This window comes from Marivivens marinus, from assembly GCF_035969385.1.
Classification (GTDB): domain Bacteria; phylum Pseudomonadota; class Alphaproteobacteria; order Rhodobacterales; family Rhodobacteraceae; genus SELP01.
In genome coordinates, this window is sequence record NZ_JAYKKJ010000010.1 from 1 (window position 1) to 14,130 (window position 14,130).

Genomic DNA, 14,130 nt, shown 5'->3' on the forward strand with positions numbered 1-14,130 from the left:
AAAGCATCGTTCCGATGGACCAGAGGCCCACGATGCACTAACAATCAAACCGGACCACCCGATGGGGGCACGCCAGGCGAAGCGACCGGCCAGACCTGTTCCGCCGCGATCAGATGTGACCGGCAGCCTTTCCAGTCCCCCTGCCCGCGCCAGACCGCCAGCGACACACCCTCCTGCCCCGGATCGATGTCCTTGTCCGTCTGCTGCATCCGCAGGTCGATGCCCGGATGGGCGGCGTGAAAGGATTGCAGCCGCGGGACCATCCAGTAATGCGCAAAGGCGGAAGAGACCGACAGGGTCACGTGATCCGGCCGCCCCATCTGTCGCAACTGGCGCAGGGTATTGCCCAAGCGGCCAAAGGCCCGTTCAGCGTCTTCGCCCAGAATCCGGCCCGCCTCGGTCAGGGCAATAGATTTGCGGTTGCGGGTGAACAGGGCCACGCCGATCCGGTCCTCCAGCTTGCGCACCGACTGGCTGATGGCGGGCTGGCTGACGCCCAGTTCTTCCGCCGCGCGGGTGAACGACCCGTGACGCGCCGCGGCCTCGAACGCCAGAAGATGCGGCAGACTATGCGACAACCCGTCTTTCAATTCATAATTCCTGATTATGATCTACAAAAGAAAATAGGGGGAATACGCGGTTTTGAAAAGGTCATACTTTGGCACCCGTTCCACGGAGTCCCACATGACCGAATCCCGCCGCACCCGTTCCGCCCGTCGCCGTGACCGCGACGCAGACAACGGCCCGAAAACTGCGCCCGCCTCGCCCTACATCCGGCGGGTTTTGCCCTTCTTCGACCCGTTGGACGAAGACCAGCTGGAAAAGATCGACGCGCAGGTCGATTGGATCATTGAAAACATCGGCATCGCCTTCCGGGACGATCCGGAGGCGCTGGAGATCTGGCGCAAGTCGGGCGTCATGCCCACGGGCGAGCATGGCGACCTGATCAAGGCCGACGCGCAGATGATCCGCGCGCTTTGCGCCAAGGCCCCGCGCGAATTCACCCAGGTGGCCCGCAACCCCGCCCGGTCCGTCGTCATTGGTGGCAACAATCAGGTCTTTGCCCCGATCTATGGTGCGCCCTTCGTGCGCGATCTGGAAGGCGGCCGCCGCTACGCCACTTTCGACGATTTCGAAAAACTGGTGAAGCTGGCCTATATGCTGCCGCAGCTGCACCATACCGGGCTGGTCATCGCCGAACCGACCGACATTCCCGTGTCCAAGCGGCATCTGGACATGGTTCACGCCCATATGACCCTGTCCGACAAGCCCCACCTTGGCGCCATCACGGAAATGAGCCGGGCGCAGGACAGCGTCGATATGGCCGAAATCCTGCACGGGCGGGAGGTGATGGACAGCAACTGCGTCATCATGGGCAACGTCAACACCAACTCGCCCCTTCTGGTGGACAAGGTCGTGACCGAGGCCGCGCGGGTCTATTGCGGACGCGGTCAGGGGCTTGTGGTCGTGCCCTTCATCTTGTCCGGCGCGATGGGTCCGGTCAGCACCGCCGCATCCGTCGCGCAGGCCATGGCCGAGGCGATGATGGTCTGCGCCTTCACCCAGTTGATCCGGCCCGGTGCGCCCTTCGTTCTGGGCAATTTCCTGTCTTCCATGTCGCTGAAATCCGGCGCACCCACCTTCGGGATGCCCGAACCGGTCATGTCCAACTATGCCATCGGTCAACTGGCCCGGCGGGTTGGCCTGCCCCTGCGCTGTGGCGGGTCGCTGACCGCCTCCAAGATCGAAGACGCGCAGGCCGCCTATGAAAGCGCGGACAGTATGCATTCGACCATGCTGGCCGGCGCGAATTTCGTGCTCCATTCGGCGGGCTGGCTGGAAGGCGGGTTGTGCACCGGGTTTGAAAAGCTGGTGATGGATGCCGACCGGCTGGGCAGCTATCAGAAGGTGCTGGATCAGGGGCTTGATTGCTCGGACGAGGCCTTTGCCCGGGACGCCTATGCCGAGGTGCCCGCAGGCGGCCATTTCCTTGGCTCGGCCCATACCATGCGCAACTACCAGACGGCGTTCTATGAACCCGCCCTGTCGGACAGCGAAAACGTGGAAAGCTGGGAAGAGGGCGGCAGTCTGGATATGCGCGCCCGCGCCCATGCCCGCTGGACCAAGCTGCTGCGCGACTATGAAGCGCCCGCCATTGATATCGCGAAGAAAGAGGCGCTCGACGCCTTTGTCGCCAAACGCAAGGAAGCGCTGCCCGACGCCTGGTATTGACCGGCCCGCGCAGAGATCAGGAGACCCCAATGACCGATGACAACCTTGTCCAATCCACGCTGAACAAGCAGACAGACGACAGCAGCCGGGGCAAGCCCCTGCCCAGCCACGCCAAGGCCGTGATCATCGGCGGCGGGGTCGTAGGCTGTTCGATCCTGTTCCACCTGTCGAAGTTCGGCTGGAAGGACGTGATCCTGCTGGAACGCAACGAACTGACCTCCGGGTCGTCCTGGCACGCCGCCGGGCAGATCCACACGATCAGCTCTGACCCCAACATCAGCCGCCTGCAAAGCTATACCATCGGCCTGTACAAGGAGATCGAGGAACTGTCGGGCCAGTCCGTCGGCCTGCACATGACCGGTGGCTTCTATCTGGCCTCCAACAAGACCTGGTATGACTACCTCAAGCGGGAACGGTCCAAGGCGCGGTATATGGGCCTGCACCAGGAATGGATCGACCTGAAGGAAATCGCCGACCGGCATCCGCTGATCGACCCGAAACACTATTACGCGGCGCTGTGGGACGATCAGGACGGTGATCTTGACCCGTCGGGCACCACCTATGCCTTTGCCAAGGCCGCCCGCACCTTCGGCGGCCAGTATTTCACCCATACCCCGGTGATCGGCACCACCATGCGCCCCGATGGCCAGTGGGAGGTCAAGACGGAACGCGGCACGGTCATCGCCGAACATGTGGTCAACTGCGGCGGTCTTTGGGCGCGGGAAGTCGGCCATATGGCCGGGCTGAATTTCCCGGTTCAGCCGATGGAACACCACTACCTGATCACCGACCGGATCGACGAGATCGCCAACGCCGGCCGCCGCCTGCCCTGCGGCATCGACTACGAGGCGAACATCTATTTCCGGCAGGAACGCGACGGGATGCTTCTGGGCACCTATGAACCCGTCGGCACGCCGTGGAAGGTCGGCGGCACCCCGTGGGAGTTTGGGCACGAACTGTTGCCGCCGAAGCTGGAAAACATCGCCGACCGTCTGGAACTGGCGTTCGAACGGGTGCCCGCGCTGGCCGAAGCCGGGATCAAGGACGCGATCAACGGCCCCTTCACCTTTGGCCCGGACGGCAACCCGATGATCGGGCCGGTTCCGGGGATGCGCAACTACTGGTGCGCTGTGGGCGTCATGGCGGGCTTCTGCCAAGGGGGTGGCGTCGGGCTGACGCTGGCCGAATGGATGATCGACGGCGAACCATCCATCGACGTCTGGGCGATGGATGTGGCCCGCTTTGGCGATTGGGCGACCCCCGACTGGGGCACCGTCAAATCGACCGAGAACTACGAACGCCGCTTCGTGATGACCTTCCCCAACGAGACCCTGCCCAAGGGGCGGCTGCAGAAAACCACCGCCCTTTATGACCGGCTGGTCGCCAAGGGCGCGCGGATGGGTCAGGGCTTTGGCCTTGAGAACGCACTCTGGTTCGCGGACGGACCGGAGGATGCGCACGAAGAACCCACTTTCGAACGCAACCGCAGCCACGACTATGTCGCGCGCGAGGTGAAAGCCGTGCAAGAGGCCGTGGGCGGGATCGAGATCGCCAACTTCGCCAAGCACGAATTCAAAGGGGCGGGCGCGCGCGCCTATCTTGACCGCATCCTTGCGGGCTATGTGCCGAAACCGGGCCGCCTGACCCTGACCCCGATGCTGACCCCCAAGGGGCGGCTCTATGGCGATCTGACCGTCGCCTGTCTGGCCGAGGATCATTTCATGCTGTTCGGGTCGGGCGCCATGCAAGAGGCGCATCGACGCTGGTTCACCCGCGACCTGCCCGCCGATCTGACCTATGCCAATGTCAGCGACGACTGGCACGGGATCGCCCTGTCGGGGCCAAAATCGCGCGCGCTGCTCCAGCGGATCACCCGCGAGGATGTCAGCGTCGAGGCCTTCAAGTTCCGCGACCTGCGCCAGACCTTCGTCGGCGGGGTGCCGGTGATCCTGAACCGGATCAGCTTCTCGGGCGAGTTGGGCTATGAGATCTATTGCAAGCCGCAATACCTGCTGCGTCTGGCCGAGGCGGTCGAAGAGGCCGGGGCCGATCTGGGCTATCGCTGGTATGGGGCGCGGGCGCTGATGTCGATGCGGCTGGAAAAGGGCTGGGGCGTCTGGACGCTGGAATTCCGGCCCGATTTCAACGCCGTGGAAAGCGGCATGGATGCCTTCATCAACTGGAACAAGGATTTCGTCGGCAAAGCCGCCGCGGAAGAACAACGGGCCAAGGGTCCGGCCCGCAAGCTGGTCACCATGGTGATCGAGGTCGACGGGATCGACGTGTCCGGCGACGAGGCCGTGCTGCAGGACGGCGCAGCGGTCGGCTATGTCTCCTCGGGGGGCTATGCGCACCGGACCGGGCAGTCCATGGCCATGGGCTATGTCGCGACCGAGGCCGCCACGCCGGGAACGGTCCTGTCGGTCGAGATTTTGGGCGAGATGTATCCCGCCACCATTCTGGGCGCCCCCGCCTATGACCCCAACGGCGGCAATATGCGCGGCTGACCGCCTGCCCCCGGCGGAAAACTGGCCGCCGGGGGCTACCCGCCCCCGCCCCTTGGGGCTATTGTCCGCGCGAGTCGGACAAGGGGCAGCAGATGTTGGATCTCACACCGCAAATCAACAGATTGGCCGAGGCCGTCGACGCAGCCCGGATCGAGGGTCAGCGCCTGCTCGTGGCCATCGTCGGCGCACCTGCCAGCGGTAAATCCACCCTGTCTGAGGAACTGGCCCGCCGTCTGAACGCCCAGAAGCATCCAGCGCAGGTCGTGCCGATGGACGGGTTCCATCTGGACAACCGGGTCCTTGAGACGCGGGGTTTGCTGCCCCGCAAGGGCGCGCCGGAAACCTTTGACGCCGCGGGCTTCGTCCACATGATCCGCCGCCTGAAAGCGGGCGAAGAGGTCGCCGTGCCGGTCTTTGACCGCGCCCGCGACATCGCCATCACCGGGGCCGTCATCATCCCCGCCGATCTGGAGGTGGTGATCATCGAAGGCAACTACCTGCTGTTCAACGAGGCCCCGTGGTCCGACCTTGCGCCGCTGTGGGACGTCACCGCCCGGATCAGCCCGCCGATTTCCGAACTGCGCGGACGGCTGATCCAGCGCTGGCTGACTCACGGGCTGTCCCGCACCGCCGCGACCCGCCGGGCCGAAGGCAACGACATCCCCAACGCCGAACGGGTCATCGCCCGCGCCCTGCCCGCCCAGATCGAGTTTTGACTGTAGGGTGGGGCAAGCACTCACGTTCCCTGAAAACTTAGCGACTACGCGCCGCGAACATCAGGACGGCACAAAGGGCCTATGGGTGCCGAATGAGAGCAAAAGCAATGCTACCTGATCCGGACCTCGGTTGGCGGCAAGTCAAAGTCAATTTCTTTGACAAAATTATCGCCTAGTCTGCGCATCAACGCTGTGGCCACGTCTTCTAGGCGATCCTTGTCCAACCCAAATCCTACGAAGACTTCGGGGTAGCTGTTGGGATTCATCAAATCGCCAATTCTTACACCGACGATGACCAATCCATATTCACCCATTAAGAACAGAATCTCTTGATCAGTTCCCGTCTGCAATATTGGTAATTGGAGCCGATCCGAAGTCACTTCGATGGTTTCCGGAAGGTATCCAATGCGGCGACCTCGCTTGCCGATCAAAGCGTCAAGCACGTTACCTTCTCTTATCACGACCACAAAAATTTCCTCCAACTAAGAGATACCAGGAACTAGCTCGTCAGATCACTCAAACTTTGAGCATCGGCTTCACATCGCCACAGTCCCCGAACGAAACCGCCCCAGCCCCCATCGTCATAGACTCGCGTGATCTGGCCGTGAGTAATACCGGTTGATCCGAACCTCCTATGTCTTCCGCATCGCATTCAGCAGCGCTGCACCGCCATCCACAACTTGCGCGCGCCCCCTTGCAGCGGGCCGCTAGTCACAACGCAAGTTCAATTGCCGGGCAACCGGTTCGAGACGTTGAACAGCCTTTTCGTCTTGGCAGATTGCCACCATCGCCTCTGATGACAGTTCTGCGTGAAACAGCTTCGCAAGAACAGGGTCATCGACTTCAAGCTCTGCCAATATCCCTCCGGAAAGCTTGAAGTCTTCGCCCGACACGTCAAGGAGGAAGATATCTACGCCTTGGTCGTTATAGCCCTCGTCTGGTCGGAGGAAGAGAACTGAGGCCGGGTCTGCATCCACAACCAACAACTCAGCGTTCATGACACCCCGAAGGTTCAGATTGTTGTGTTGAACCAGAAACACCGCGTCTTCATATGTGGCCAAGAGAAGGTAGCTCGAATTTCCAAAATGAGGGTTGATGGACACGAGCTGAAGGGTCCAGCCATAAATTTTCGTCGTGGAAGAACTCGTTTCAATATGTGGATCAGTGTAGAACCCAAAATAGGGCGTCCATGGCCACCCTGCCCAGACCAACTCTCTTGGGATCAGATACCTTTCCACTTTGAAATCGAATAGGAGTGGTCGCGCGACAGTGGGCGGAACCCCATCTACCTTTGCTACATCTGCAGAGGTCACGATTGGAACGAACCTCAAAGCAACTACGATACAGGCCGCAACGGCAATGATTCCGATCAAGACTTTGTGCTTGAAACCCACTTTGTTGATCTTCCTGCCTTCTATTCCATAGCACTCCAACGCCAACGTGATTGGTCGGACAACCTTATTTGAGGATCAATCGGTCTGATGTTACCGAACTCGCCCGCGCCTGTCATGTCTTCCGCATCGCGTCCAGCAGCGCCGCGCCCAGCGCGCCGGTGTCGCTGCCCTTTTGCGGGGCGGGTTTGGCGGTGTGGCGGGGTTTGCCGCCCTGCCCCTTGGGCCGGTCCTGCCCGCGCGGTTGCCCCTGTGCGGCCGGGTCTTCGCGGGCCGAGGCCCCGCCGTCCTTCTTCATCGACAGCCCGATCCGTTTGCGGGGCACGTCCACCTCCGTCACCCGGACGCGGACGATATCACCGGCCTTGACCACCTCATGTGGGTCCTTGACGAAGCGGTCGGCCAATTGGCTGACATGCGCCAGCCCGTCCTGATGCACCCCGATGTCCACGAAGGCCCCGAAGGCCGCCACGTTGGTCACTGTCCCTTCCAGCACCATGCCCGGCTTCAGGTCCTTGATGTCCTCGACCCCGTCGGCAAAGCTGGCGGTCTTGAATTCGGGCCGCGGGTCGCGCCCCGGCTTTTCCAGTTCCGACAGGATGTCGCGCACCGTCGGCAGGCCAAAGGTCTCATCGACGAATTGGTCCGCGCGCAGCCCCCGCAGTGTCTTTTCATCGCCCATCAGGCTGCGGATGTCGCGACCGCAGGCCGCCACGATCCGCCGGGCGACGCCATAGGCCTCCGGGTGGACGGAGGAGGCATCCAGAGGTTCGGCCCCGTCCCGGATTCGCAGGAACCCGGCGGCCTGTTCAAAGGCCCGTGGCCCAAGACGCCCAACCTTCAAAAGCTCTTGCCGCGAGGTGAAGGCCCCGTGGCTGTTGCGATGGTCCACGATCGCCTCCGCCAGGCTCTGGCCCAGCCCCGAGACATAGGACAGCAGAGGGGCCGAGGCGGTGTTCAGGTCCACCCCCACCGCGTTCACCGCGTCCTCGACCACCGCTTCCAGCGATTTTGCCAGCCGGTGCTGGTCCACGTCATGCTGATACTGGCCGACCCCGATGGATTTCGGTTCGATCTTGACCAGTTCGGCCAGCGGGTCCTGCAACCGGCGGGCAATGGACACTGCCCCGCGCAGCGACACGTCCAGATCGGGAAACTCCCGCGCGGCGAGTTCGGAGGCCGAATAGACCGACGCCCCCGCTTCGGACACGACGACCTTGGTCGGCTGTTTCACCCCCTGCGGCAACATCTTCAGCGCCTCGGCGACGAACCGTTCGGTTTCCCGGCTGGCGGTGCCGTTGCCGATGGCGATCAGGTCCACCCCATGCGCCTGCACCAGCCGCAAAACCGCCGCCTGCGCGCCCCGCAGGTCGTTCTTCGGTTGGAAGGGATAAAGCGTGTCCGTCGCCAGAACCCGGCCTGTGGCATCCACCACCGCCGCCTTCACCCCGGTCCGGATCCCGGGATCAAGGCCCAGCGTCGCCCGCGCCCCGGCGGGGGCGGCCAGCAACAGATCCTTGAGGTTGCGGGCAAAGACCTGAATGGCCTCTTCCTGCGCCCGCGCCCGCAGGTCGGACAGAAGGTCCAACATCATCGAGGTGGATAGCTTAACCCGCCAGGTCCAGCCCGCGACCTTGCGCAGCCACTGGTCCCCCGCACCCTGCCCCGGAATGCCGATATGGGCGGCAACGATCCCTTCGGCCCGCGCCGCGCCAGCCTCGGGCTCGGGCGCGATATCCATCGTGACGATGCCCTCCTTCGAGGCCCGCAGCATGGCCAACGCCCGGTGCGACGGCACCTTCGACCAGGGTTCGGAATGGGCGAAATAGTCGGAAAACTTCGCGCCTTCCTGCTCCTTGCCCTCGATCACGCGCGACGTCACCAGCGCCTCGGCCTGCATGAACTGGCGCAGCTGGCCCAAAAGGCCCGCATCCTCGGCCAACCGTTCGGCAAGGATGTCGCGGGCACCGTCCAGCGCCTCTTTCACGCCCGGCACGGCCTCTGTCACATAGTCCGCCGCCAGTGCCTCAGGCTCTGCCGCGCGGTCCGCAAGGATCGCTTCCAGAAGCGGCTCCAGCCCGTTTTCGCGGGCGATCATGGCGCGGGTCCGCCGTTTGGGCTTGTAGGGCAGGTAGATGTCTTCCAACGCCGCCTTGGTTTCGGCCTGCGCAATCGCCTTGGCCAGATCGTCGGTCAGCTTGTCCTGCGATTGGATCGACTGGAGGATCGCCGCGCGGCGGTCTTCCATCTCGCGCAGATAGGTCAGTCGGTCGGCCAGCTTGCGCAACTGCGTATCGTCCAGCCCACCCGTCACCTCTTTGCGGTAGCGCGCGATGAAGGGCACGGTCGCCCCTTCATCCAAGAGGGCCACGGCGGCGGAAACCTGCTGCGGCCTTGCGCCGATTTCAGTGGCGATGGTGGCGGCGATACGGGCTGCGATGTCCAAGGGGGCCTCCGTCTGAACTGGGGTCGGACGCCTGTCTTAGCGCCCCCCACCGGACGCGCCAAGGGGGGCTGGACGGTCTTGCGCCACATCGCGTCTCAAAGGTCGTAAAGCTCTCCAAACTTCGCTTCGAGATAGCCCAGAAGCGGCGCTTCCGACGGTGCTTCGCCGCAGGCGTGTTCGATGGTGGCCTTCGGGTCGCGCAACCCGCCGAACTGTTGCAGGTTCTGCCGCAGCCAGCCGGTGGCGGGGCCGGTATCGCCCTTGGCCAAGCGTTCGTTTACCTGCGGCACGTCGCGGGTCAGCGCCTTGTAAAGGCACCCGGCATAAACATTCCCCAAGCTGTAGGTCGGGAAATAACCAAACAGCCCTTCGGACCAATGCACATCCTGCAAGACCCCGTTCGATGGCCGGTCCACCGCATAGCCAAAATCGGCGGCAAACCTGTCGTTCCACGCGGCTTCCAGATCGCCGACCTGAAGGTCGCCCGCTATCAGGGCGCGTTCCAGATCAAACCGAAGCATGATGTGCAGGTTGTATTGCACCTCATCCGCCTCGGTCCGGATGTATCCGTTCCGCACCGCGTTGACGGCGGCATAGAAGGCGTCCGGCCCATCGACGCCGATATCCCCGAAAGTCTCGCGCATCTGGTCATACAGCCAGCCGGTGAAGGCGCGACTGCGGCCCAGTTGGTTTTCGTAGATCCGGCTTTGGCTTTCGTGCACGCCCATCGACACGCCCGACCCAAGCGGGGTCAGCAGATAGGCCCGGTCGATCCCCTGTTCATAGGCGGCATGGCCGACCTCGTGAATGGTGGAATAAAAGCAATTGAACGGGTCCTCTGGCGCGGTCCGCGTTGTGATGCGCACATCAAGACCGGACCCGGACGAAAATGGATGCACGGCCTTGTCGATACGCCCGTGGTCCATGTCATAGCCAAAGGTCCGGGCCAGCAAGGTGGACAGTTTCAATTGCCCCGCCTCGTCGAAATTGCCGGACAGCCCCTTGGGCTGCGGGCGGTCAAGGATCGCTGCTCGCAGGGCGACAAGGCGCGGCCGCATCGCGTCGAACATCGCGGCCAGTTCTGCGCCGCTGCCGCCCGGTTCGTAATCGTCGATCAGCGCATCATAAAGATCGCCGCCCTGTGCCAGCGCCGCAGCCTCTTCCCGGCGCAGGGCCACGACCTTGTCCAGCATCGGCAGAAAGGCGGCGACGTCCTCGGTCGCGCGGGCATCGGCCCAGACCCTGTGCGCCCGGCTGGTGGTGCGGGCGATCTCGGCGGCCAACGCGGCGGGCACCTTCATCGTCCGGTCAAAGCTGCGGCGGATCAGGCGCAGTTGGGCGGCACCCGCGTCATCCGGGGCCTCGGCCCGGTCCAGCCAGTCGCCAATGCGCGGATCGGTCCGGCGCGCGTGCAGGACATTGGCAATCGCGCCATGTTCTTCTGCACGCTGGTCGGTCGCGCCTTCGGGCATCATGGTTTCCTGATCCCAGCCAAGGCGGCCCGCGATCTGGCCCAGCGCCTCGGTCTCGCGCTGGAAGGCCATCAACTCATCATATGCAGACATTCTAGGCCCCTTCGCGGATGGATTGCACCAGCGGATAGCGGGCAAGGTAACGGGCCCGCAGGATCAGCACCCACAGGGCCACCGCGCCGATCTGATGCAGGATCGCGATCTGAACCGGGGCAGAGTAAAGCGCTGTGACGATGCCCAGAACGACCTGAAGGAACATCACAACCAACATCGCGTTAAAGGCAAAACGGGTGCGGTGGTTCGGGCTGCGCCGGGCACGGGTCCAGACGAAAATGCCATAGGCGAACAGCCCGTAGGCCACCATCCGGTGTACGAATTGCACCAGCCCGGCATCTTCGAAGAAATTCCGCCACAGGGGCGTCAGGGTGAAGGGATCGGGCGGCAGGAACCCGTCGCCCATCAGCGGCCATGTGGGAAAGGCCCGGCCGGCGTCGATCCCGGCCACGAGTGCGCCAAGGATGATTTGCAGAAAGGCGAAATGCATCAGCCCGGTGCTCATCCCGAACAGGCGGGGCTCTCCAGCGCGGCGGGCCTGCATCAGGTCGGCCTCTCGCCGGCCCAGAAGGAACACATACCAGGCGAGGAACCCGAAGATCACGAAGGCCAGTCCAAGGTGCGTCGCCAACCGGTAGGACGCCACATCCAGCATCCCCTCTTGCAGACCCGAATGGACCATCCACCAGCCGATGGCGCCCTGAAGGCCGCCCAAAGCCCCCAAGAGCAGCAGGCGGCGGGTCCAACCGGTGGGGATTTTCCGGGCAAGGTAGAACCACGCAAAGCCCAGCGCCCAGACAAGTCCGATGACGCGGCCCAACTGCCGGTGCCCCCACTCCCACCAGTAGATCGCCTTGAACTCGGACAGGGTCATGCCGGCGTTCTGCAACTGATATTCGGGGATGGCGCGGTATTTTTCGAACTCCACCTCCCAAGCGGCGGCGGTCATCGGCGGGATCGCCCCGGTGACGGGCTTCCATTCGGTGATCGACAGCCCGCTGTCGGTCAGGCGGGTCATGCCGCCCACGGCGATCATCAGGGCCACAAGGGCAAAGATCACCATTAGCCAGCGGCGGATCGCGCCCCGTGCCCCCTGCCCGCCTGCGCGGTCAATCGCGCCCGGCGCGGCGGCCGGTTTCTGGCTGGTCTGGACATCTTCAAAAATGGAGCGGGGTTTGTCGGCCATCGGGCACCTGTCAGCTTGCATGGGTTGCGGCGCAAGCTATTGCGGGGCGGCACCTTGGGCAAGGGGTGGGGACAGCCTGTCGCGCCCCCGGCCCCGCCACGGGGCGTCAGGCGCGGTGCGCACCGTCGGACAGCCCTTTGACGAAGGCCAGCACATCGGCCACGCTGTCGCCCTTGCCGATCCGGTCGACGATGGCGGACCCGACCACGGCACCATCGGCCACCTTGGCGATGGTCTCGGCGGCCTCGGGGGTCTTGATGCCAAAGCCGACGATCACCGGCAGGTCGGTCTGGGACTTGATCCGGGCCACTTCCGGGCCGACATCGCCCGCTTCGGCATTCGCGGCCCCGGTAATCCCGGTGATCGACACGTAATAGACAAAGCCGCTGGTGTTCTGCAGCACCTTGGGCAGGCGCTTGTCATCGGTCGTGGGGGTGGCGAGGCGGATAAAGTTCATCCCCGCCGCCTGCGCCGGAATGCACAGCTCCGCATCCTCTTCGGGCGGCAGGTCCACCACGATCAGACCGTCGATCCCGGCCTCTTTCGCCTCGGCCAGGAACCGGTCCACGCCGCGCGAATAGATCGGGTTGTAATAGCCCATCAGGACGATCGGAGTAGTGTCATCCTCCTTGCGCAGCTCGCGCGCGATCTGAAGGGTCTTGAGAAGGGTCTGCCCCCCCTCCAGCGCCCGCTGCCCGGCGAGCTGGATCGTCGGACCATCGGCCATCGGGTCGGTAAAGGGCAGGCCCAGTTCGATGATATCCACGCCCGCGCCCGGCAGACCCTTCACGATCTCGACCGAGGTGTCATAGTCCGGGTCACCCGCCATGACATAGGCGACGAACGCCTTGCGGCCCTCGGCCTTCAGGGCGGCGAATTTTGCGTCGATCCGAGTCATGCGGGGCTCCCTTCTGCGGTCCTCGCAGCGGTTTGCGGCAAAGGGGCGGGAAAATCAATGGGGGCGGTGGGTTGAAACCCACCTTACGGGGGCGGCGCTGGTGGTAAGGTGGGTCTTGACCCACCACGGGCCGGGCGTGGCCAACTATGCTGGCGGACTCTTGCGTAGCCGCACGAGATAGCGATTTACAGTCTGGCAAACGCGCAGCCGCCGGTTGAAAATGGCTCTTCTTCCCTGCCCGAAATGGCAATAGGCTGTATTTGTTTGGAGTTTTCTGAGGTCAGCTATGGTGAAGCTTTTGTCCATTCTTCTGGCGCTGGCAGGAACCGGCTCCTACGCTGCGGATTGTCCCTCAACAGTGGAGTCTGCCTCTCGATTGCCAGGAAAGCTGGTTGTTGAAAGGGTCTTCGGATCGATCAGCACTGGACTAAGATTTGAGCTTCGCCTGACGAACGAATTGTCAGAGCCGCTTTGTATTGTGACCTCGGGAGGGTTTGCCGGACTTGGTTTCGTCCATCTGAGAAATGGTGAAGGAGATCGCTCGGCAACCTGTGCAAGCGACATACACGACCCAAATTATGACGGATTTTCCAGAGTTTCGGATGATCGACTTAGCTCGCCAAGTGAGATTTTGGAAGTAAGACCGGGCGATTCCGTAATGATGGAAGCGGATTTCCCTCGCGAAACCTTGCAGGTGCTAAGCAGTCGTCGCTGTGGTTTTTTCGAAGGAGAGAAAGGGAGGAACCTGTTTCTCGACGGGTCCTTTGCCGCAATTCCCTGCAGCATGATTTCAGATGATGCCGCCGCTGCTTTCTCAACAGCGCTTCAAGAAGCAGGTCGTGACGGGATTTGGGGTCATGGCTGCATCGGAACAACCAACTAGCCCCCCCGCTCTGGCGCTCCCCCTGTTGAGTTACTGGGCGTTCTTGCGATCATCGCGATGTGAAGGTGCGGCGCGGTCATGGCAGATCCCCCCCCGGCCAACCCAGCGCCCGCTCTTCTTTGGGTTAGAAATATCCTCCGGGGGTCCGGCGGGCGACGCGCGCCGGGGTAAGGTGGGTCTTGACCCACCACGGGCCGGGCGTAGACAACTATGCCGTGCGATAGCCGGAGCTGAACCAGAATGATCTACAGTAGAACCTTTGGGACTTTGGGCAGACACGGAGGAATCATTTGTTACAACGCCATTACTGAGGATGGGTTGATCAAAGTTGGATTGATGCTTGCA

11 protein-coding genes are annotated in these 14,130 nt (G+C 63.1%); 4 read left to right on the forward strand and 7 right to left on the reverse strand.

What is annotated here, in order from left to right:
* Positions 1–44: 44 nt before the first annotated feature.
* Positions 45–590 (reverse strand): LysR family transcriptional regulator, encoded by a 546-nt coding sequence (locus tag U3648_RS14355; RefSeq protein ID WP_420859924.1) that lies wholly within the window; start codon positions 588–590, stop codon positions 45–47.
* Positions 591–684: 94 nt separating this feature from the next.
* Between U3648_RS14355 and U3648_RS14360 the strand changes: the two genes are divergently transcribed.
* The 3 genes from U3648_RS14360 to U3648_RS14370 all read left to right on the forward strand — a co-directional run bounded on the left by U3648_RS14360 (position 685) and on the right by U3648_RS14370 (position 5,455).
* Positions 685–2,232: a trimethylamine methyltransferase family protein gene (locus U3648_RS14360; RefSeq protein WP_420859925.1), complete on the forward strand. Its 1,548-nt coding sequence runs from the start codon at positions 685–687 to the stop codon at positions 2,230–2,232.
* A gap of 29 nt (positions 2,233–2,261) precedes the next feature.
* Positions 2,262–4,739, forward strand: a complete 2,478-nt coding sequence (locus tag U3648_RS14365; protein WP_420859926.1) for a GcvT family protein — start codon at positions 2,262–2,264, stop codon at positions 4,737–4,739.
* A 92-nt stretch (positions 4,740–4,831) separates the two neighbouring features.
* Positions 4,832–5,455 (forward strand): nucleoside/nucleotide kinase family protein, encoded by a 624-nt coding sequence (locus tag U3648_RS14370; protein ID WP_420859927.1) that lies wholly within the window; start codon positions 4,832–4,834, stop codon positions 5,453–5,455.
* A 110-nt stretch (positions 5,456–5,565) separates the two neighbouring features.
* On the opposite strand, the gene U3648_RS14375 is transcribed toward U3648_RS14370, so the two are convergent.
* From U3648_RS14375 to trpA, 6 genes are all read right to left on the reverse strand, one after another.
* Positions 5,566–5,937 carry a hypothetical protein gene (locus U3648_RS14375; RefSeq protein WP_420859928.1) on the reverse strand — a complete coding sequence of 124 codons (372 nt, stop codon included), beginning with the start codon at positions 5,935–5,937 and terminating at the stop codon, positions 5,566–5,568.
* Between the two features lie 225 nt (positions 5,938–6,162).
* On the reverse strand, positions 6,163–6,849 hold the full coding sequence (locus U3648_RS14380) for a hypothetical protein (RefSeq protein WP_420859929.1): 687 nt from the start codon (positions 6,847–6,849) through the stop codon (positions 6,163–6,165).
* Positions 6,850–6,961: 112 nt separating this feature from the next.
* Positions 6,962–9,292: a Tex family protein gene (locus tag U3648_RS14385; RefSeq protein WP_420859930.1), complete on the reverse strand. Its 2,331-nt coding sequence runs from the start codon at positions 9,290–9,292 to the stop codon at positions 6,962–6,964.
* 95 nt (positions 9,293–9,387) lie between these two features.
* Positions 9,388–10,857: a carboxypeptidase M32 gene (locus U3648_RS14390; protein WP_420859931.1), complete on the reverse strand. Its 1,470-nt coding sequence runs from the start codon at positions 10,855–10,857 to the stop codon at positions 9,388–9,390.
* 1 nt (position 10,858) lies between these two features.
* Entirely contained in the window at positions 10,859–12,004 is a 1,146-nt protein-coding gene (gene ctaA / locus U3648_RS14395; protein WP_420859932.1) for a heme A synthase, read from the reverse strand.
* Positions 12,005–12,110: 106 nt separating this feature from the next.
* Positions 12,111–12,902: a tryptophan synthase subunit alpha gene (gene trpA / locus U3648_RS14400; protein ID WP_420859933.1), complete on the reverse strand. Its 792-nt coding sequence runs from the start codon at positions 12,900–12,902 to the stop codon at positions 12,111–12,113.
* A 286-nt stretch (positions 12,903–13,188) separates the two neighbouring features.
* Between trpA and U3648_RS14405 the strand changes: the two genes are divergently transcribed.
* Positions 13,189–13,785 (forward strand): hypothetical protein, encoded by a 597-nt coding sequence (locus U3648_RS14405; protein WP_420859934.1) that lies wholly within the window; start codon positions 13,189–13,191, stop codon positions 13,783–13,785.
* The last annotated feature ends 345 nt before the right edge of the window (positions 13,786–14,130 follow it).